Below are 19,920 nucleotides of genomic sequence, written 5' to 3'. Positions count from 1 at the left end.
TTGATGAAAGCGGTTTATAGCCTGTTCGAGCGTTGGGTTGATCCCTTCCGCGAACCGGACAAGCTCAGGCCGCCTTCAACAACACTTGCTTTTTTGTGGCACTACGCGCGGCAGGCCAAATGGCCGCTTGCAGCCTCGCTGGTTGTTGGCGGTCTGCTGCCTCTTGTTGAGGCAGGGCTTTTTTACTTCACCGGCAGGCTTGTCGATATTCTTGATCAGTCAAGTCGCACAGGCGTTGAAAGAAGCTGGTCGGCGCTGCTTCAGGCCGCAGGTCCAGAACTTTTGTTCATGGGTATCACAGTTCTTGTCATCCGCTTTGTCGTCACGGGCATAAATACCCTGCTTGAAGGTCAGACACTTTCGCCGGGTTTCTATAATATGATCCGCTGGCAGGCGAATTCCTATGTTCAGCGGCAGTCCTATGCATTCTTTCAGAATGATTTTGCCGGGCGCATTGCGACCAAGGTCTGGCAAGCAGGGCAAGCGGCCGGTGATCTGATTGACAGTCTCATTCAGGTCGTCTGGTTCATGGCGATCTACAGCATCACCACGCTGGTTCTGGTTGGCCAGCTTGACTGGCGGCTTGCGGCCGCGGTCATCGTCTGGATCGTGGCTTTTGGTCTGATCGCAAGGCACTACCTGCCACGCATCCGCGAGAATGCGGAAGCATCTGCCGAAGCAGGCTCTATGATCAATGGCCGTATCGTTGACAGCTATACCAATATTCAGACAATCAAGCTTAACACCGTCGATGATGACGAGCGCTATATGCGTGATGGCTTTAAGCGTTATCTGGCGGCTATCTTCCCCTTTCTCCGGTCACTTTCCGGTGTGCGTCTCGCCATGACCGGGTTGTCGGGTGTGATGATTGTGATGGTTGCCGTCATCACCATCGACTTGTGGACGAAAGACGCAATTACGGTCGGGCAGGTGTCGTTCACGCTCGGTCTGGTGCTGCGTCTTAACATGCTGCTCGGACGCCTCATGATGCAGCTGAATGGTATGCTGCGCCAGCTTGGTCTCATTGAGAATTCGATGGAGCTTTTGTCTGCACCGCTTGGTCTGGTAGACAAGCGCGATGCAAAGCAATTGCACATCACCGATGCGCGCATCGATATTCGGCATGTGACTTTCCATTATGGCAAAGCCGGAGGTGTTTTGGATGATATCAACTTCACCGTTAAGGGGGGGGAGCGGATCGGATTGGTTGGCCACTCTGGCGCTGGAAAAACCACGCTGGTGAATTTGATCCTTCGACTCTATGACGTCGAGAAGGGGGCTATCCTTGTTGATGGGCAGGATGTGCGTGACGTCACGCAAGCTTCGCTCCGGCGTGCCTTTGCGGTTGTCAGTCAGGAAACTGCACTTCTGCACCGCTCGTTGCGCGATAATATCATGTTGGCGCGTGATGATGCGACAGATGACGATCTTGCGGAAGCCGCGCGTCAGGCGGAAGCGGATGAGTTCATCGCAAGACTTGAGGACTTTAACGGACGCAAATCCTTCGATGCTTTTGTTGGCGAACGTGGAGTCAAACTTTCAGGGGGGCAGCGGCAGCGTATCGCGATTGCGCGCGCAATCCTGAAGGATGCACCGATCCTTATTCTGGATGAGGCGACATCGGCGCTCGACTCAGAGGTAGAAGCCGCTATTCAGGAAAATCTGCGTCAGCTCATGGAGGGCAAGACGGTTCTTGCAATCGCCCATCGTCTTTCGACCATCGCGGCGCTGGATCGTCTCATCGTTATGGATAAGGGGCGCATTGCCGAAGAAGGTACGCATGATGAGCTTATTGCGCGTGGCGGGATTTATGCGCGGCTCTGGGAGCGGCAATCAGGCGGTTTTCTGGGCGTAGACCATTAGTTTCGACATTTTCAGCGCCACAAAAACATTCGTACAAAGGGAAAATTGAGCGGCTGTTTTTGTTTGGCAGGATTTCAATGCACACCAATTCCGTACCCTGCGACATGGTGCCGTCCCTTAGGCTTGGCGTCTGGACAAGACTTTTCAACCTGCCTAAACCTGAACGCTGAGATGGAGGGAGTTTCGTTCTGCAAGTACTTGCGGGACTACCGTTTGCGTGCGAGCGCAAAGGGTAGGATCGCTTTCGCGCAGGTGCAACGTGGACGAGGGGAGTTTTCAATTGGATATCCAGGTTAAAAAGGAATTGGCACGTGAGCGAACACGACACGGCTGAGCCGACACGGCGTGATTTTTTGTATATTGCGACGGGAATGGCTGGTGTCGTCGGTGTCGGCGGACTGGCATGGCCGTTTATCGACCAGATGCGCCCCGATGCTTCGACACTCGCAGCAGCGTCCATTGAAGTGGATGTTTCTTCTCTTGAAGAAGGTGCGTCCATGACCGTCAAGTGGCGCGGCAAGCCGATTTTCATTCGCAATCGTACTGCTAAGGAAGTTGAAGACGCCAAGGTAACTGCCTTGAGCGATCTGAAAGACATTGCTGCGCGTAATGCCAATCTTCCCTTGGATGCAGAAGCGACGGATGTCGCCCGTTCGGCGGGTGAAGGCAAGGAAAACTGGATCGTTATGGTCGGTGTTTGCACCCATCTTGGCTGCGTGCCGCTCGGTGAATCCGGGTCGTTCGGTGGCTGGTTCTGCCCATGTCATGGCTCGACCTATGACACTGCAGGACGTATCCGCAGCGGTCCGGCGCCGGAAAACATGCACATTCCAGAATACGCATTCACTTCCGATACGGTCATCAGGATCGGCTAAAACAGATCTTGGGGAGATAAAACATGAGTGGTCATCACTCCACATATACGCCCTCGACCGGCATCGAGAAATGGGTCGACGAGCGGCTGCCTTTGCCGCGTCTTGTCTATGATTCCTTTGTTGCCTATCCGACGCCGCGTAATCTAAACTATATGTATACGTTCGGTGGCATCCTAAGCTTTATGCTTATTGCGCAGATCATTACCGGCATTGTGCTGGCCATGCATTATGCAGCTGAAACGTCGATTGCGTTTGTTTCCGTCGAAAAGATTATGCGTGATGTCAATTCCGGTTGGCTGCTACGCTATATGCACGCCAATGGTGCATCCTTCTTCTTCATTGCGGTTTATCTGCACATTGCGCGTGGGCTGTATTACGGTTCTTACAAGGCGCCACGTGAGCTTCTGTGGATTCTCGGCGTGGTCATCTTCCTGCTGATGATGGCAACCGCGTTCATGGGCTATGTGCTGCCATGGGGACAGATGTCGTTTTGGGGTGCGACGGTTATCACGGGCTTCTTCACGGCCTTTCCGGTGATCGGTGAGCCGATCCAGCAATTGCTGCTCGGTGGCTTTGCGGTTGATAACCCAACGCTTAACCGCTTCTTCTCGCTGCATTATCTGCTGCCGTTCATGATTGTGGGTGTTGTTATCCTGCACGTCTGGGCGCTGCATGTGACGGGTCAGACAAACCCGACCGGCATTGAAGTGAAGTCGAAGACGGACACGCTGCCGTTCACGCCTTATGCAACCATCAAGGATGCTTTTGGTGCGCTCGTCTTCTTCATCTTCTTCGCCTATTTTGTCTTCTACATGCCGAACTTCCTCGGCCACCCGGATAACTATATTCAGGCTGACTCGCTGAAGACACCGGCGCATATCGTGCCTGAATGGTATTTCTTGCCATTCTACGCGATGCTGCGTGCAATCACCTTCAACATCGGCCCAATCGACTCCAAGCTTGGTGGCGTTCTGGTGATGTTTGGTTCGATTGCGATCCTCTTCGTTGTGCCATGGCTCGATACGTCGAAAGTGCGTTCGGCCGTTTACCGTCCATGGTTCAAACTGTTCTTCTGGCTGTTTGTCATCAATGCGATCTTCCTTGGCTGGCTGGGCTCGCGTCCTGCTGAAGGCACGTACACATTGCTGGCGCAGTTTGGCACGCTTTACTACTTCGCATTCTTCATTGTGATCATGCCGGTTCTTGGCTTGATTGAGACGCCGAAGCGTCTGCCGAACTCGATTACCGAGGCGGTTCTTGAAAAGAGCGAAGGCAAGGCCGAGATTGCCCCAGTGGAAATCAAGGGCTGAAGCGCGAGATGAAGGACGTAAAAATGAAAAACATCCTCAAGAATTTCGCTGTCTTCGGTATTGCTCCGATCGTGGCTCTTGGTGTGACGCTGGGTGGCGCTTTTGCTGCTGGCGGTGGCGAGGGTGAGCCCGAGCATTATCCGATCCATCATCCGAAGCAGGAAAGCTGGAGCTTTTCGGGGCCATTTGGCACCTATGACAAGGGACAGCTACAGCGTGGCCTCAAGGTTTACAAGGAAGTCTGTTCGGCCTGCCATTCGATGAATCTGGTAGCTTTCCGCAATTTGGAAGCTCTCGGTTATTCGCCGGATCAGGTGAAGGCTTTCGCTGCCGAATATGAAGTCACCGATGGTCCGAATGCGGACGGTGAAATGTTCACCCGAAAGGCAATTGCGACGGATCATTTTCCATCGCCGTTTCCCAATGCGAATGCAGCAGCTGCGGCTAATAATGGCGCAGTTCCGCCTGACTTCTCGCTGATTGCCAAGGCCCGTGCCGTTGAACGAGGTTTTCCAACCTTTATCTTCGACGTATTCACGCAATATGCTGAAGGAGGCCCGGATTATATTCATGCGCTGCTGACCGGCTATGATGAACAGCCACCAGCTGGCATGCATATTCCGGAAGGCACGCATTACAACCCGTACTTCATTGCGGGGAAGTCGCTTGCCATGGCAAAGCCACTCAGCGACGATCAGGTGACGTATGATGATGGTTCTCCGCAGACGGTGGATCAGTATGCGCGTGACGTTTCTGCGTTTCTGATGTGGGCCGCAGAGCCGCATCTTGAACAGCGCAAGAAGACAGGCTTTCGGGTCATTATCTTCCTCGTGCTGTTTGCTGGTCTTGTTTATATTGCCAAGCGTTCGATCTGGTCGAATGTGAAGCACTGATCGCTTGTCATAACAGTTGAAGGGGCGCCAAAAGGCGCCCTTTTTGTTTTGATCGTGAAAGATCGTTCGAATATAGGGATTACGCTTGGCGCAGCCGCTATATCGTGGTTGAAGGTAATCTGAAAAAGCCTTTAAATTTGTCGTATTGAAAGGACTGAACATGGAATCCGGCCTTAAAGCCACGTTGAAAGACGCGATCAGAACGATTCCTGATTATCCAAAACCCGGTGTTCAGTTCCGTGATGTCACGACATTGATGGGGGATGCACAGGCTTTCCGCCGCGCTGTCGATGAACTTGTCTATCCTTATGCCGGAAACAAGGTTGATAAGGTGGCGGGTATCGAAGCGCGTGGCTTCATTCTTGGCGGCGCGATTGCGCATCAGCTTTCGGCTGGATTTGTTCCGATCCGTAAGAAGGGTAAGCTGCCGCGTGATACCGTGCGTATCGCCTACAGCCTCGAATATGGCATTGATGAAATGGAAATGCACCGCGATGCCATCGTGCCGGGCGAGCGCATCATGCTGGTGGACGATCTGATCGCAACGGGTGGCACGGCAGAAGCTGCGGCCAAGCTGCTTCTCCAGATGGGTGCCGAGATCGTTGCCGCTTGCTTCATCATTGATCTGCCAGACCTTGGTGGACGCAAAAAGCTTGAAGCGCTTGGTGTACCAGTGCGCACGCTTGTCGAATTTGAAGGCGATTGAGTTTAGCAAAAGCAACGGTTTTATGCGTCAATCACCGTTGCTTTTATTTTAAGCAGGTAGCTTCACCATGGCGGCATTGTCGAAGGATAAAACTTTGTCGCCGTTTTGGTTATAGGCGCTGCTGCTCATGCTCAGCATTGACCAGCCGGGACGTGAGCCGAGAGGCCGGATCGCATGGACGGTGCGCTTATAGGTGATCGTGTCACCTGCATAGACCGGGCGTATCCATTTGAGATTCTCAAAGCCGGGTGAGGGGCCAAATGTTGGCGGAACTTCGCCGCGCTTGATAGCGTCTTTGGTTGCCTCAACAATAGATGCCACGTTCAGCTTCATAAAAACTGCGGTGGTGTGCCAGCCAGATGCACAAAGACCACCCAGAACGCTGTTCTTGGCGGCTCGCGCGTCGAGATGAAACGGTTGCGGATCGAACTTTGATGCGAAGTGGATGATTTCCTCGGCGCTGAAGGTATAGCTGCCGATGGTCAGCTCTTCGCCGAGATGATCTTCAATGAAACTCATGCTTCGTCTCCTTCGCGTTCAGGATTGCGAAGGCCGATCATGGCCGTGTGCTGTAGCTCGCAAACAACTTCGCCACGCTGATTGACGATCTCGTTATGCACAGTGAGAAAGCCCACATGCGGCATGGATTTGGAGCGGCGGCGGTCAAGCACCGTCGATAGTCCGCTCAGGGTATCACCCGCAAGAACAGGCCGCTTCCAGCGGTTGAATTCAATACCGGGGCTGCCCTGTGAGGTCGAATCTTTCAGGTAGGCATCCCAGATCATGCGCATGAAAAGCGACACGGTGTGCCAGCCCGAAGCAGCGAGACCGCCGAGCACGCTTGCCTTGCCTGCTTCCTCATCAAGATGGAAGGGCTGCGGGTCGAACTCGCGCGCGAATTCAATAATCTCTTCTTTGGTGATGGTGCGAGGGCCAAAAGGCAATTTCAGCCCTCGGGTAAAGTCCTCATAGGCATATTTGGGTGTTTTATCAGTCAATCCGGTCTCCTCCCGACCAGAGTGGCGTTGCCACTCTGTTTCTCTGCCTGCGCATGTCTTAAATTCCCAAACCGGTTCCCATTTTTGGGAGACATGCGTAGAAAAAAGGCCACCGTTTTCACGGTGGCCTGATCGTATCAGGTATTGAAGCGGAACAGCATCACATCGCCGTCATGGACGATGTATTCTTTGCCTTCGTCCCGCGCTTTGCCTGCTTCCTTGGCACCGACTTCACCATTGTATTTGATGTAATCTTTATAGGCGATGGTCTGCGCACGAATGAAGCCGCGCTCGAAATCCGTATGGATAACACCAGCAGCACCCGGAGCCTTGGTGCCGCGCTTGATGGTCCATGCGCGCGTTTCCTTGGGGCCAGCCGTGAAATAGGTGATGAGGTCAAGAAGCTTGTAGCCAGCGCGGATCAGACGGTCGAGGCCCGGCTCTTCGAGGCCCATGGCGTCGAGATATTCCTTGGCTTCTTCATCAGCAAGCTGCGCGACTTCGGCTTCGATTGCAGCGGAAATGATGACGCTTTCAGCGCCCTGTTCAGCAGCCATTTTGGCGACGGCAGCGCTGTGCTCGTTGCCATTGGCGGCATCGCTTTCAGCGACATTGCAGACATAAAGCACTGGTTTCGAGGTGAGTAGGTTCAGGCCCTTGAGGATCAGCAGATCATCTGGTGCAATGTCTTTGAGCATCAGGCGAACAGGCTTGCCGTTCTGCAACAGTTCAAGTGCCTGTTCCATGACGGGCAGCACGGTGGTTGCTTCCTTGTCCTTGGATGCTGCGCGCTTGCGGATCTGAACGATGCGGCGCTCGATGCTTTCGAGGTCCGAGAGCATCAGTTCCGTTTCAACGGTTTCAGCATCCGACACAGGATCAATGCGGCCTTCGACATGGGTGATGTCGTCATCTTCAAAGCAACGCAGAACATGCACGATTGCATCGACTTCGCGGATATTGGCGAGGAACTGGTTGCCCAGACCTTCACCTTTGGATGCACCGCGCACCAGGCCTGCAATATCAACGAAGTTGATGCGGGTCGGGATGATTTCCTTCGAGCCTGCTACTTTCGCAATACCATTCTGGCGGGGATCGGGGACGGCCACTTCGCCGGTGTTCGGCTCGATGGTGCAGAATGGATAGTTTGCAGCCTGTGCCGCAGCGGTCTTGGTCAGCGCGTTAAAAAGCGTGGACTTGCCGACATTAGGCAGGCCGACGATGCCGCATTTGAAACCCATGATCTTACCTGTCAGACTAGAATAGAATTGGTGTCGCTATGCGACTTGGATAAATCTTTTGTCGCTATGCGACATGTAACTATGAAGCGTCAAGAGCACCGCGTAAAAGTCGCAGTTTAATCCTTGTTGCCCAAGAGTTTCTTGAGCATTTCAGCCATTGGTCCGCCTGCTGGAATCTGCGGCTTCGCTGCACTCTGGCGTGCCTGCCGAATGTGGCTTTGGGCTTTCGGCGGTGCTTTTGCTGCCTGCGCAGGGTCAGCCTTGAAGCCGTTGGGACGCTGATTGCCGTCGCCCATGGCAACAGCCACGCGGTTCATGAAGCTGTTGTCTTCTTTTTTGGCGAGCAGGCCAATATTGTCCGCGATTGCACCAAACAGCTTATCAAGCCATTCATTATCGACTTTGGCGAAGTCGCCCAGAACATGATTGTGGACAAGTTCTTTTGCACCGGGATGTCCGATACCAAGGCGCACACGACGATAGTCTTTGCCGCCGGGGAACGCCTGCACATGGGCGTCGATAGATTTGATGCCGTTGTGACCGCCGGAGCCGCCGCCTGTCTTGATGCGCAGCTTTGCAGGCGCAAGGTCAAGCTCATCATAGATCACGACGAGATCGGCAGATGTCAGTTTGTAGAAGCGCATGGCTTCGCCAATCGACTGGCCGGAATTGTTCATGAAAGTCATTGGCTTGATGAGAAGGACTTTCTCGCCGTCAATCACGCCGTCGGCGATCTCGGCCTTGAACTTCTTCTGCCAGTTGGAAAAGCGATGGCGGCGGAATATTTCATCCACCGCCATAAAACCGATATTATGTCGGTTATGCGCATATTGAGGGCCGGGATTGCCAAGTCCTGCGATGAGCAGCATGGTTGTCTGACCCCTCTATGCGGACAGCGATTACTCGCCGTCCTTCGCTTCTTCTGCGCCTTCAGCGTTTTCTTCCGACTTGAGGCCGGCAGGTGTCGCAATGGTAGCGATCGTGAAATCGCGATCCTGAATAGCAGGGGTTGCGCCCTTAGGAAGCTTAACAGCCGAAATGTGAACCGAGTCACCGAGCTCAAGGCCGGTCAGGTCGATTTCGAGTGCGTCAGGGATAGCATTTGCCGGAACGATCAGTTCAACGTCGTGACGAACAACGTTCAGAACGCCGCCCTTCTTGATGCCCGGTGCTGCTTCTTCGTTCTTGAAGTGAACAGGAACGTTAACATGGACAACCGACTTCGCGGAAACGCGGAGGAAGTCAACATGCTGAGGGAAGTCGCGGACTGGATCGAGCTGGTAATCCTTAGGGAGAACCTGAATCTTCTTGCCGTCTACTTCGATCGTAGCAACCGTGGTTTTGAAGCCGCCGCCATGGATCTTGTAGAAGATTTCCTTGTACGAGACAGCAATTGCGAGTGGCTCCTGCTTGTCACCATAGATGACTGCTGGAATCTGGCCGTTGCGACGCAGTTCGCGGGAGGACCCCTTACCAACCCGTGTACGCAGATCGGCCTTGAGCACGTAAGTATCGCTCATGGCATTTCCTTTCAAAGTTACTGGAGTGTCGCTTGCCGTTTTATCTGTGCATGATCTTGACCGAAAACCGGTTTCCACTTTTCGGGATCATGCAACGACGAACAACATGAAACAGCCCGATATGCCTTTCACAGGGTGAAAGGCCGGGCGGCTTCATTCCGCGTTGCCTCCAAGGGTGTCTACGCGGATGGCGGTGCTATAGAACAAAGGGGCTTTTCATGCAAGGCGTTCCACAGCTTCTGTGGGCTTTTGTCTTAACGGGTGGCATTGGCCGCGTCAAAAATGTTAAGCGCATGGCAGACTGATCGCGGGTTCTGCCTGCCGAGTCGTCACAACATCCACGGAACAAAGGAAACGAGATGCAGGTCGGTATCGACATGGGTGCTGTTGCTGGAAGTGGTTCTGCCTCGGCAGTGGCGCTTGGCGGTGGTAAGCAGGCCGTGCTTGATCTTGAAGAGCTTCTCGCAACGCGTCTTCTGGTGCAGGGCAATTCCGGGTCCGGCAAGTCGCATCTGCTGCGCCGCCTGCTTGAGCAGAGCGCACAGTGGGTGCAGCAATGCATCATAGACCCGGAAGGCGATTTCGTAACGCTCGCCGATCTTTACGGCCACGTGGTTGTCGATGCTGCCCGTTCGGAATCTGAACTCACCCGCATTGCAAGCCGCATTCGCCAGCATCGTGTTTCGGTGGTGCTTAATCTCGAAGGTCTGGACGTCGAGCAGCAGATGCGTGCGGCGGCGGCTTTTCTTGGTGGTCTGTTCGATGCGGAGCGCGATTATTGGTATCCGATGCTCGTCGTGGTGGATGAAGCGCAGCTCTTTGCGCCTGCTGCCGCTGGCGAAGTGTCAGATGAAGCGCGTAAGCTTTCGCTTGGTGCGATGACGAACCTCATGTGTCGTGGTCGTAAGCGCGGTCTCGCCGGTGTGATTGCCACGCAGCGCCTTGCAAAGCTTGCCAAGAATGTGGCTGCGGAAGCATCGAATTTTTTGATGGGGCGGACCTTCCTCGATATTGATATGGCGCGCGCCGCCGATCTTCTCGGCATGGAACGCAAGCAGGCGGAAATGTTCCGTGATTTGCAACGCGGGCATTTTGTGGCGCTCGGACCGGCCTTGTCGCGCCGTCCGCTGCCGATCAAAATCGGTAAGGTTGAAACTTCTGCGCGTTCGTCGTCGCCAAAGCTGATGCCGCTGCCCGATGCGCCGGAGGATGCGCGCGATCTGATTTTTACGCCAGCGCCGGAAGAAATCCGCACCGTTGTGCGCCGCACGCCGCCACCACCTCCGCCACCATCGACGGCAGAAATTCTGGCACAGGTGGCCAAGCCAAAGCCGGAAGCAGAGCCTGTTGAGGCACCGTTGTTCCCCGGCATTGTGGAAGCCGAGCGTGATAGCTTGCTTGAGAAGGTCATGCGCGAGATCGTTGACGATCCCGATGCTTCTTTCCGCTCTGTTGCTGTGCTTTATCAGGATTTTCTGGTGCGCTGCCGGATTCATCGAGTTCCTGGCGAGCCGCTCGCTTTGCCTGCTTTCCGCCGCCGTCTTGCGGTTGCGCAAGCGAGCATTGAGAGCGATGTTGCGACTGGTGAGACATGGCAGAAGGCATTGGCGCTTTCTGAAAGCCTTACCGATGATGTGCAGGGTGTGTTTCTGATTGTCGCACAGGCAGCAGTAACGGGGGCGATATGCCCGTCTGATGCGGCACTGGCGCGAGCTTATGGCACTCACTCGCTAAGTCGCGCCCGACGCCTGTTGACCTACTTCGAAGAGCGCGGATTATTGGTTGTGCGCAATGATTTCAAAGGTTTGCGCATCGTGAACTTCCCTGATCTTGAGTGCGAGACGGCACCCGGCGATCCGAATGCGCCGGATGATCAGGCGGATGAGGCGCTTGCGGCGGAATAAAGTGGTTCTGTGCAAACCGTCATGAACCTGTAATGATCCTCAGCAACTGCTTGCAGGATCATGCAGAGAGATAAGATGACGACAAAGCCGCAGCCTGACTTCCGAGAACTGTTCATGACATTTGGCAAGATAGGGCTTTTGTCGTTTGGCGGACCTGCCGCGCAGATTGCCATGTTGCAGCGGGTTCTGGTTGATGAAAAGCGCTGGCTGGATCAGGAGCGACTGATCCATGCGCTGAATTTCTGCATGTTATTGCCGGGGCCGGAAGCCATGCAGCTCGCGACTTATACAGGCTGGGCGATCAAAGGCTGGCGCGGTGGCTTGCTGGCGGGGCTTTTGTTTGTTCTGCCCGGTGCAACCGTCATGCTGGCCTTATCGGCGCTTTATGTTGCCTTTGGACATGTGGATATTGTTGCGGGGCTTCTGTTTGGTCTCAAGGCAGCAGTGCTGGCCGTGGTGTTTGAAGCGCTGTACCGGATGGCGAAGCGCACGCTCACCTCCGGCTTTTGCTATATGATCGCGATTGCCGCCTTTGTAGCAATTGCGCTTCTCAAACTGCCATTTCCAATTGTCGTTCTGTTGGCAGCACTTGCCGGTGGTTTACGACACTGGTTGCGGGGCGGTGCTGCGAGCAATAACGTCGCGCAAGCCGCCCCCAATGCATTGCGTGAATTTTCGCTGCAAACCCTCATCTGGGGTGGGTTATGGCTGGTGCCATTGGTCGGGCTTTATCTGGCCTTTGGCGGCATGCATGTCTTCACTGCGGAAGCTGCATTTTTTTCCAAACTGGCAGTCGTTACTTTTGGCGGTGCTTATGCAGCACTGTCCTACACAGCACAGCAGGCCGTTGAACATTTTGGCTGGATGAAACCCGGTGAAATGCTGACCGGTCTGGGACTGGCAGAAACCACGCCGGGGCCGCTGATCCTTGTACTGGTTTTCGTCGGCTTTGTAGGAGCGGCCAATCTGTCAGGATTGCCGCCACTGGCCGGTGGGCTTGTGGGCGGGCTGATTGCACTCTGGTTTACCTTCGTGCCGTGCTTTCTCTGGATATTGGCTGGTGCGCCATTTGTGGAGCGCCTGCGTCAGCTGCGCTGGCTGTCAGCTATGCTGAGTGGAATCACGGCTGCGGTTGTTGGTGTGATTGCCAATCTCGCGCTCTGGTTTTCGCTGCACGTCCTGTTTTCACAGGTTCAAGAAGTGCCGCTCGGTGCTTTCACGCTGCCGCTGCCAGATGTCAGCACAATAGACAATGCCGCCGTCCTGATTGCAGGCGCGGCGGCATTCTTGCTTCTCGTTTTAAGGCTTAACATGCCGCTTGTGCTGTTGCTTGCGGCATGTCTCGGCATCGCAATTAAATTAATCGAACAGGCTTGAAACCGATTCTTCAGCCGCGGTGCGCGCAATCGCTTCACCAATCAGGCTGGAGATCGACAGGACGCGAATATTCGGTGCGTCGTTGATCGCGGTCGTTGGCTGGATCGAATCGGTGATAACCAGTTCTTTCAGCTTCGATGAAGCGATACGGGCAACTGCGCCACCCGAGAGAACGCCGTGCGTGATATAAGCGGTGACGCTTTTTGCGCCCTTGGCGAGCAGAGCTTCTGCTGCGTTACACAGCGTGCCGCCGGAATCAACGATATCGTCGAACAGCAGGCAATCTTTGCTGGTCACATCGCCGATGACGTTCATGACTTCCGATTCCCCCGGACGCTCACGGCGCTTATCAACGATTGCAAGCTGCGCATCGATGCGCTTTGCCAGCGAGCGGGCGCGAACCACACCACCAACGTCAGGCGAAACGACCATGCAATTGCCGGTCGGATAGTTTGCTTTCACATCGCGGGCGATGACCGGAACCGCATAGAGGTTGTCGGTCGGAATATCGAAGAAGCCCTGAATCTGACCTGCATGAAGATCCAGTGTCAAAACGCGGTTTGCACCGGCTTCGGTGATGAGGTTGGCAACCAGCTTTGCCGAGATTGGCGTGCGTGGGCCGGGTTTACGATCCTGGCGCGCATAGCCGAAATAAGGAAGCACAGCAGTGATGCGGCGTGCTGATGAACGACGGAAGGCGTCGATCATGATCAGCAGTTCCATCAGATTGTCGTTTGCCGGATAGGAGGTCGATTGCAGAACGAATACGTCTTCGCCGCGCACGTTTTCCTGAATCTCGACGAAGATTTCCTGATCGGCGAAACGGCGAACAGTCGCCTTGCCCAATGGAATGTCGAGATATTGAGCAACGGATTCGGCAAGAACCCGGTTGGAGTTGCCTGCGAAAAGTTTCATTCTTTTTGCCTCTGAAGCCGGAGCAGTTTCGTTCTGTCGCAAAAAGTCCGTGAAACGGACGTGATCTGTTGTGTCAGCGTGAACCGAAACACGTTCGGCTACGCTTATGCCACTCTTAAAAACTATAAAACCGCGTATTCTTTTTTAGAGGTGCCAAATACTGCAGCTTTCAAGGTTTTCTTGAATGAGCGGCCTATTGCAAAGAGTCACCATCATTGCAAGTCCTGTGAGGTCACAATTGCTGCAAAAAGCTCTCTTAAAGTGCTTTCCCACAGGGCTGCCCACTGGATTCAGTAAAAGATTTCAGTATTTTGTCGGCGAACTGCTTTTTCATGCGCGATTTGCCGCAAGCCAGTTTGAATATTCCTGTATGGTTTTGTCAGCGATTGACTGCATGGCCGAAGGTGGAACAACGCTCCATGAGTCTGCCGCCGAACCGGATACTTTTTCCTGTCCCTGAATGCGATGAAGGCGATTGCCTGCCGCATCGAGAACATCCCAGACATAGAGAACGGTTGTCTGATTGTCTTCAGACAGCACCGAGAAATAGCCTTTCATGACATAGGCGGCATCCGCGCCATTATTGCCTGCAAGCTCAATGCCTTTTGCACGCGCGTCATCATTAATGCGATGAGTGAGCGGCGTGACGACTGTGACAGGCGCGCCGATGATCGGGGCAATATAAAGCTTGCCCGGCTTTAAGGCTGCGGAACGCGCTGGCACTGTGGGCGCCGTCGCGGGTGTCGTGGCGGCCGGGGTCGGCGCTGCCGGTGTGGTTTGTGCAGGTTGCGGCGTGGCTCCCTGCACGTTCAATGCAGATTCGGTGCTGTTGCAGGCGGCAAGCAGTCCAGCAAGCAACAACATCATGAAAAGACGTGCCTTGTTCATGTTCGGCTTCATGCTCCTGAAAGCGCAGACTATTCCAGCGCCCGTCAGATTTATCGCCGATTGTGCGCTATTTGGCAATCATATCAAGAGAATGGCGGGATAAAGGCAGAGCAGCACCATTTGTTGTGAGATAAGTCTGCCCCAGCGTCATGGCCGTTTCCGTGTCGGAATCCATAATGATCATGTGTGCAAACAGCGTCATATCTGGCTGTATGCTTTCGGGATTTCCTGAATAAAACATTTGCGGGTCCATCCAGGATGGTGTGAAGCGCGCGCCTACAGAATAGCCGCAGGCATTGAGCCTGTGACGGGTGAGGCCATGGGCTTCCATCGTGCGCGAATGTGCGTCAAACACATCGCCAAATGTTGACGCAGGTGTCATCGCCTGTTCGACCGCTTCGAGTGCTTCACGTGCGGCATCATAAAGCTTGAGATGTTCAGGGCGGGGCTGCCCGACGATAATCGTGCGCATCATCGGCGCATGGTAATGGCGATAAACGCCGGACCATTCAAGCGTGAGCTGATCATTGGCTGAAAGCGTGCGACGACCGGCTTTGTAACGGCAGAGCAGAGCATCGGCGCCGGAGCCAATGATATATTCATTGGCCGGATAGTCACCATCGCCTGCAAAGTTGGCGGCCATCATCGCAGCAAGAATATCGGCTTCGCTTGCGCCGGCTTTGATAAGTTTCAGTGCGGCATCCAGCGCATCGTCGCCTAACTCTGCCGCACGTTTGATAAGCGTTATCTCGGCCGGGCTTTTGAGAAGGCGCAGACTGTCCACTATGCCGGAGGCATCGTAGAGCTTAGCGAAGCTCTGTAACTGATCATCAAGTTTGCGAGCATTGGCGCCGGTTAGTCCATGGGTCTGGTATTCAATGCCGATGCGCGTGCCCAGCAGATCAAGCTCGGTGAGAATGTTTCGCAGATCAATGGCCGGGTTTGCATTGTCGCGATCGGTCCAGACGACGATATTCTCGATGTTGGATGTATGGCGCGCTTGCCGGAGGTCGGCGGAGCGGGTCATCAATACGGTTGAACCGTCGGCTTTGACGACAAGGCACTGGAAAAAGCAGAAGCCAAAGGTGTCGTAGCCGGTCAGCCAGTACATGCTTTCCTGCGCAAACAGCAGCAAAGCATCCAGCTTCTCTTCCTCCATCTTCAAGATCAGACGGTCGCGACGTGCAGCGAATTCTTCCGGCTCGAAGTGAAGGGCCATGCGGTTCTCCTCAGTCTACAATGGCAATGGCGGCGATCTGACGGCCATAATCAGGCTCGTTACGATGCGTTGTGCGCCGATAGGAATAAAACTGTTCTTCATCGGCATAGGTACACTGACGCAATGATTCTGCCCTGACACCCGCGCGGGTCAGGCGGTCGGTGATGAAAGTCCAGAGATCGAAAAGCTTGTGTGCTTCTTTGTGCGAAGGCTCAAAATATTTGGTATAAGATGGGTCTTTGCTTATGAATTCGGCATAGAATTCCGGTCCGACTTCATAATTGTCTGGGCCGATTGTTGGACCAAGAACGGCAATAATATTTTCGCGCTTGGCACCCAGCTTGATCATCGCTTCAATGGTGTTTTCGAGCACACCTGTAAACGCACCACGCCAGCCGGCATGGGCCGAGCCAATGACGCCTGCTTCATGATCGGCAAACAGCACCGGGCCACAATCAGCCGACAATGCGCCGATCGCGATGCCGGGAACATTGGTCACCATTGCATCGGCTTTTGGGCGTGGCGCCGTGAGAGGTTCGGTGACGTAGACAACATTAGGTGAGTGGACTTGATGCACTGTGACGAGATGATCGGATGCGACGCCAAGTGTCTTGGCCACGCGGCGGCGATTCTCGCTCACGCGTTCCGGCACGTCATTGGAGCCGCTGCCGACGTTCAGCCCTGCATAAATGCCATCTGAAACGCCGCCTTTGCGGGTGAAAAAGCCATGCGCAATGCGCTTGCCGTTTGAACCGGCGATGCCGTCCAGCAGAGGGGAGCGAAGCGGTTGCGGCTTGTCGGTCATGAGCTTTCTCTTTCAAACGGCTGGATGGTGGGGGAGGCTTGATTGCTTGTCAATCGCAGCTTTTTGACGATGTGATTTATCAGGCAGTCTCAAAGGGGAAGATTTTTGTTTGTTTGTCGGCAATAGCCAGCACTTTGAAAAGCGTTCCCATCTGGTCGGGCGCAGCCAAGCGCTCGACATCTTGGCGCAGTTTATTCTGGAAAGCGCCCTCGCGCCCAGCCCCCAAACGTCCGGCGCGATCAACAAGACCCATGCCCAACAGAAAATCGCCCTGCGTCATGGTTGCGGTTTTGCAACCGCAATTGCGCGCGGTTTTTTCCAGCATGTCGAAATCGACGTGGCTGGTGAGGTCTGCTTCTCCCGGATGGGCAAAAACATCATCATAGGCATGCTTCAGCATAGCTTGCAGTGTGTCGCCGAAGCCCGATTGCAGATGGCCATAATCGATAGAAAGTGCGGCCCCGCGCGAGGTGGCAATGCGCTGTGCAATTTCTTGCACCAAGGCGGTGCGGGCAGGGGCTGCTTCGAAAATTGTGCCTTCGGGTGCTGTCTGGTGGCCTGTGGGCAGCAGTGCCTCATCAATGCCGCCTGTGCCGCTGATGAAGTAAAACTCGTCCTGTTCATTCAGTGCGATCAGCCGTTCGACAAAACGGCCATTCGATTTTACGAATTGTCTGAACGGAATTGCATCGAACAATTCGTTGGAAATGAGGATGAGTGGGCCGTCCGGAACATCAGAGAATTGTTTGAACCATTCCACGTTCTCACGGCCAAGTTTCTGCTTTTGCTTTTCGACCAGTCTTGGACTGGTCTCAACCATGGCAATGCACATTGAACCAGACATTTGCGGCGCAAGCTTTGCTATTGTGCGCAACATGTCACTCATCAGCGTTCCGCGACCGGCACCAATCTCGCAGAGCACGGCGTTATCAGGGCGACCGAGAGCATCCCAAATGCCAACACACCAGATGCCGATCAGTTCACCGAACATCTGGCTGATTTCTGGAGCGGTGATGAAATCGCCATCGCGCCCAAAAGGTTCGCGTGTCGTATAGTAGCCAGATTCCCGGTCGCCAAGGCAGGCAGCCATATAGTCGGCAACGCTGATCGGCCCTGTGGTGCCGATCAGCCGTTTCAGCCGGTGTTTTAACGATGCCTCAGGCATGTTTTGCTGCCGCCCGATTGGCGCGCCACATCGCCCATAGACCAATCAGAACCATCGGAAGGGAAAGGATCATCCCCATGGTCAGCCAGCCGCCGAAGAGATAGCCAAGTTGTGCATCGGGTTCGCGGAAAAACTCGACGATGATGCGGCTCAGACCATAGCCGAGAACGAATGTGCCTGCGATAAAGCCGGGTGCTTTGAGTTTTTTACCGGCCCAGACAAGCACGAACAGAACGAAAAACAGGACCAGCCCCTCAAGAAATGCTTCATAGAGCTGGCTTGGATGGCGCGGAAGGCCGCCGCCATTCGGGAAGCGTACAGCCCATGCCACATCGCTGACGCGGCCCCATAATTCATCATTGATGAAGTTCGCCACACGCACCACGCCAAGACCGACTGGTACACCCGCAGCGACAACATCGAACATGCTCCAGACCCTGATGCCGCGTGAGCGTGCAAAAAGGATCATGGCAATTGTTGTGCCGAGAATGCCGCCATGAAAAGACATGCCGCCATCCCAAACCGCAGGAATAGCCAGCGGATTGGTGAGATAATAGGGGAGGTTATAAAAAAGCACATAGCCCAAACGTCCGCCAAGCACGACGCCAAGCGCTGCCCAAATCACAAAATCATCAAGCGCTTCAGGCTGCATGGGGGGCTGGTTGCTGGCCCACAGGCGGTGGTTGCGCAGCAGCTTTTTGCCATACCACCAGGCAAACATAATGCCGATGACATAGCCAAGGCCATACCAATGCACGGCCAGCGGACCGATCGAAAAGATCACTGGATCAATATTTGGAAAAGCAAGGCCAGAGGCTGGCTGCAAAGTCTCCATGATAAAATAACTCCATTTTCCGGCGGAACATGCGCGACGATATCTGAGTGGTCAAGTCATCACGTTTATACAGCTTCACTTGCATCACAACCGAGACAGCCCTATTTCCAATTGAGGTTTTCAACAAGACCGTATCGAAGATAGGAAAGAATGCCATGACCAGCGGATCAAACCGGGTTCTCGACGAACTTGCCAAGCTTGTGACGGATGCGGCAGGTGCTGCGCAAGGCGTGCGCCGCGAAGTCGAGACTGCACTGCGCTCACAGAGCGAACGTGTGCTTCATACGCTCGATGTTGTGCAGCGGGAAGACTTCGAAGCGGTGCGTGAAATGGCGATCAAAGCGCGCGCTGAAAATGCGGCCCTGCTTGCCAAAATCGAAGCATTGGAAGCGCGTCTTGCTAAATTCGAAGTTGATTCGACTGCGAAAACGCCAAAAAACTCTGCTCAAACAGCAAAATCCAAAGATAATTCATAATTTTTTATTAACAGGCTATAAGTGCCAAAAACCCTTGTCTTAGAGTCGCTTAAGGCAGGGGTTGCGGTTCGCTCTTCCCATATTTCCACATGCTTTAATGCCTCTTTTCAGAAAAGGGGCTGGCGTTCAGATTCAGCATCAATAGACTGAAAACACTACATGATTCGTAATGGGGTCATGTAGGCAGCGGCGAGGGGCTGTCGTTTTAGTTTTCGCGTCTTTCAGGCTGCTTTCCAGTATCAGTTGCGTATGTGCGTATGCCATTGAGGTGTTGCATGCTGAGTAAGCGTGCGAACTCCTCAACCGATCAATTCGTGCTTTTTTCTGCGCTTTGTTTGCGTGGGGGGAGGTGCGGGCGAGCAGTCACTTGCGCGCCGGGAATTTGGAGGTGTCTTTTGAGGCGCTTCCCAGAACAGGAAACGGACATGAGCCTTCTTGAGCTTGAATTTGCACGCGAAGCACATCCGGTGGATGTGATCGAGCATGTTGCGAATTCAAACGACTGGACGTTCGAGCGGACTGGCGACGACGAAATTGCAATTTCGGTGGCGGGCAACTGGACCGACTACCATATCTCGTTCTCCTGGATGGAGGATTTTGAAGCTCTGCATCTGGCCTGTGCCTTTGACATCAAGGTTGCCGAACCGCGGGTCAATGAAGTGATGCGGTTGCTGTCGCTTATCAATGAAAAGCTTTTGATGGGCCATTTCGATCTTTGGCAGCAGGAAGGCGCGATCATGTATCGCCAGTCGCTGCTGCTTGCCGGCGGTGCAGAACCCACCAGCCGTCAGGTGGAAGTGTTGCTTTCAGCGGCGCTTGAAGCATGCGAAAACTATTTTCAGGCCTTTCAATTTGTTGTGTGGTCGGGTGTCAGTGCGCGTGAAGCACTGGAAAGCGTTTTGTTCGAAACAGTCGGACGCGCATAAATTT

The 19,920-nt window shown here is 54.2% G+C and carries 20 protein-coding genes; 9 read left to right on the top strand and 11 right to left on the bottom strand.

The annotated features are described in order from the left end of the window. Positions 1 to 3 precede the first annotated feature (3 nt). The 5 genes from ABE530_RS06230 to ABE530_RS06210 all read left to right on the top strand — a co-directional run bounded on the left by ABE530_RS06230 (position 4) and on the right by ABE530_RS06210 (position 5,647). Entirely contained in the window at positions 4 to 1,863 is a 1,860-nt protein-coding gene (locus tag ABE530_RS06230) for an ABC transporter ATP-binding protein (protein WP_499693973.1), read from the top strand. A gap of 311 nt (positions 1,864 to 2,174) precedes the next feature. Further along, the gene (gene petA, locus ABE530_RS06225; RefSeq protein ID WP_265985567.1) at positions 2,175 to 2,738 is read left to right on the top strand and encodes a ubiquinol-cytochrome c reductase iron-sulfur subunit; all 564 of its coding nucleotides are present in this window, start codon (positions 2,175 to 2,177) and stop codon (positions 2,736 to 2,738) included. A gap of 23 nt (positions 2,739 to 2,761) precedes the next feature. Continuing rightward, positions 2,762 to 4,048, top strand: a complete 1,287-nt coding sequence (locus tag ABE530_RS06220) for a cytochrome b (RefSeq protein WP_265985566.1) — start codon at positions 2,762 to 2,764, stop codon at positions 4,046 to 4,048. A 23-nt stretch (positions 4,049 to 4,071) separates the two neighbouring features. Beyond that, the gene (locus ABE530_RS06215; protein ID WP_265985565.1) at positions 4,072 to 4,941 is read left to right on the top strand and encodes a cytochrome c1; all 870 of its coding nucleotides are present in this window, start codon (positions 4,072 to 4,074) and stop codon (positions 4,939 to 4,941) included. Positions 4,942 to 5,101: 160 nt separating this feature from the next. After that, positions 5,102 to 5,647 (top strand): adenine phosphoribosyltransferase, encoded by a 546-nt coding sequence (locus tag ABE530_RS06210; RefSeq protein ID WP_024899419.1) that lies wholly within the window; start codon positions 5,102 to 5,104, stop codon positions 5,645 to 5,647. A 48-nt stretch (positions 5,648 to 5,695) separates the two neighbouring features. Here the strand turns inward: ABE530_RS06210 and ABE530_RS06205 are convergent, their stop codons facing one another. The 5 genes from ABE530_RS06205 to ABE530_RS06185 all read right to left on the bottom strand — a co-directional run bounded on the left by ABE530_RS06205 (position 5,696) and on the right by ABE530_RS06185 (position 9,406). Continuing rightward, positions 5,696 to 6,166: a MaoC family dehydratase gene (locus tag ABE530_RS06205; RefSeq protein ID WP_265985563.1), complete on the bottom strand. Its 471-nt coding sequence runs from the start codon at positions 6,164 to 6,166 to the stop codon at positions 5,696 to 5,698. Next, positions 6,163 to 6,645, bottom strand: a complete 483-nt coding sequence (locus ABE530_RS06200) for a MaoC family dehydratase (protein WP_265985562.1) — start codon at positions 6,643 to 6,645, stop codon at positions 6,163 to 6,165. The genes ABE530_RS06205 and ABE530_RS06200 overlap by 4 nt, the downstream gene beginning before the upstream one ends. Positions 6,646 to 6,782: 137 nt before the next feature. Beyond that, positions 6,783 to 7,886, bottom strand: coding sequence for a redox-regulated ATPase YchF (gene ychF / locus ABE530_RS06195; RefSeq protein WP_499693972.1), 1,104 nt, complete (start codon positions 7,884 to 7,886; stop codon positions 6,783 to 6,785). Between the two features lie 116 nt (positions 7,887 to 8,002). Then, a complete protein-coding gene (gene pth, locus ABE530_RS06190; protein ID WP_499693971.1) occupies positions 8,003 to 8,755 on the bottom strand; it encodes an aminoacyl-tRNA hydrolase in 753 nt (250 codons plus the stop codon). 30 nt (positions 8,756 to 8,785) lie between these two features. Next, positions 8,786 to 9,406, bottom strand: coding sequence for a 50S ribosomal protein L25/general stress protein Ctc (locus tag ABE530_RS06185; protein WP_265985559.1), 621 nt, complete (start codon positions 9,404 to 9,406; stop codon positions 8,786 to 8,788). Between the two features lie 359 nt (positions 9,407 to 9,765). On the opposite strand from ABE530_RS06185, the gene ABE530_RS06180 reads away from it, so the two are divergent. Next, entirely contained in the window at positions 9,766 to 11,310 is a 1,545-nt protein-coding gene (locus tag ABE530_RS06180; RefSeq protein WP_499693970.1) for a helicase HerA domain-containing protein, read from the top strand. A gap of 75 nt (positions 11,311 to 11,385) precedes the next feature. Continuing rightward, positions 11,386 to 12,687 carry a chromate efflux transporter gene (gene chrA / locus ABE530_RS06175; RefSeq protein ID WP_499693969.1) on the top strand — a complete coding sequence of 434 codons (1,302 nt, stop codon included), beginning with the start codon at positions 11,386 to 11,388 and terminating at the stop codon, positions 12,685 to 12,687. Here chrA and ABE530_RS06170 read toward each other — a convergent pair. The 6 genes from ABE530_RS06170 to lgt form a co-directional block, all read right to left on the bottom strand. Next, the gene (locus ABE530_RS06170) at positions 12,670 to 13,602 is read right to left on the bottom strand and encodes a ribose-phosphate pyrophosphokinase (protein WP_499693968.1); all 933 of its coding nucleotides are present in this window, start codon (positions 13,600 to 13,602) and stop codon (positions 12,670 to 12,672) included. The two genes, chrA and ABE530_RS06170, sit on opposite strands and share 18 nt — an antisense overlap. Before the next feature lie 330 nt (positions 13,603 to 13,932). Beyond that, on the bottom strand, positions 13,933 to 14,502 hold the full coding sequence (locus tag ABE530_RS06165; protein WP_396998166.1) for a hypothetical protein: 570 nt from the start codon (positions 14,500 to 14,502) through the stop codon (positions 13,933 to 13,935). Positions 14,503 to 14,557: 55 nt separating this feature from the next. Then, on the bottom strand, positions 14,558 to 15,709 hold the full coding sequence (locus ABE530_RS06160) for a M24 family metallopeptidase (protein WP_265985554.1): 1,152 nt from the start codon (positions 15,707 to 15,709) through the stop codon (positions 14,558 to 14,560). Between the two features lie 10 nt (positions 15,710 to 15,719). Beyond that, complete coding sequence (pgeF, locus tag ABE530_RS06155; RefSeq protein WP_499693967.1) at positions 15,720 to 16,514, bottom strand: peptidoglycan editing factor PgeF; 795 nt, start codon at positions 16,512 to 16,514, stop codon at positions 15,720 to 15,722. A 79-nt stretch (positions 16,515 to 16,593) separates the two neighbouring features. Continuing rightward, complete coding sequence (locus ABE530_RS06150) at positions 16,594 to 17,679, bottom strand: class I SAM-dependent methyltransferase (protein ID WP_499693966.1); 1,086 nt, start codon at positions 17,677 to 17,679, stop codon at positions 16,594 to 16,596. Further along, entirely contained in the window at positions 17,672 to 18,517 is an 846-nt protein-coding gene (gene lgt / locus ABE530_RS06145; RefSeq protein WP_499694090.1) for a prolipoprotein diacylglyceryl transferase, read from the bottom strand. The genes ABE530_RS06150 and lgt overlap by 8 nt, the downstream gene beginning before the upstream one ends. A gap of 152 nt (positions 18,518 to 18,669) precedes the next feature. Between lgt and ABE530_RS06140 the strand changes: the two genes are divergently transcribed. Further along, on the top strand, positions 18,670 to 18,990 hold the full coding sequence (locus ABE530_RS06140) for an accessory factor UbiK family protein (RefSeq protein WP_396998174.1): 321 nt from the start codon (positions 18,670 to 18,672) through the stop codon (positions 18,988 to 18,990). A 425-nt stretch (positions 18,991 to 19,415) separates the two neighbouring features. Continuing rightward, positions 19,416 to 19,916, top strand: a complete 501-nt coding sequence (locus ABE530_RS06135) for a type III secretion system chaperone family protein (RefSeq protein WP_007875981.1) — start codon at positions 19,416 to 19,418, stop codon at positions 19,914 to 19,916. The last annotated feature ends 4 nt before the right edge of the window (positions 19,917 to 19,920 follow it).

This window comes from Brucella sp. TWI559 (genome assembly GCF_039674265.1).
In the GTDB taxonomy this organism is placed as follows: domain Bacteria; phylum Pseudomonadota; class Alphaproteobacteria; order Rhizobiales; family Rhizobiaceae; genus Brucella; species Brucella chromiisoli.
Note: the sequence above shows the minus strand (reverse complement) of the source record. Positions and strands in the feature narration are given on the sequence as shown.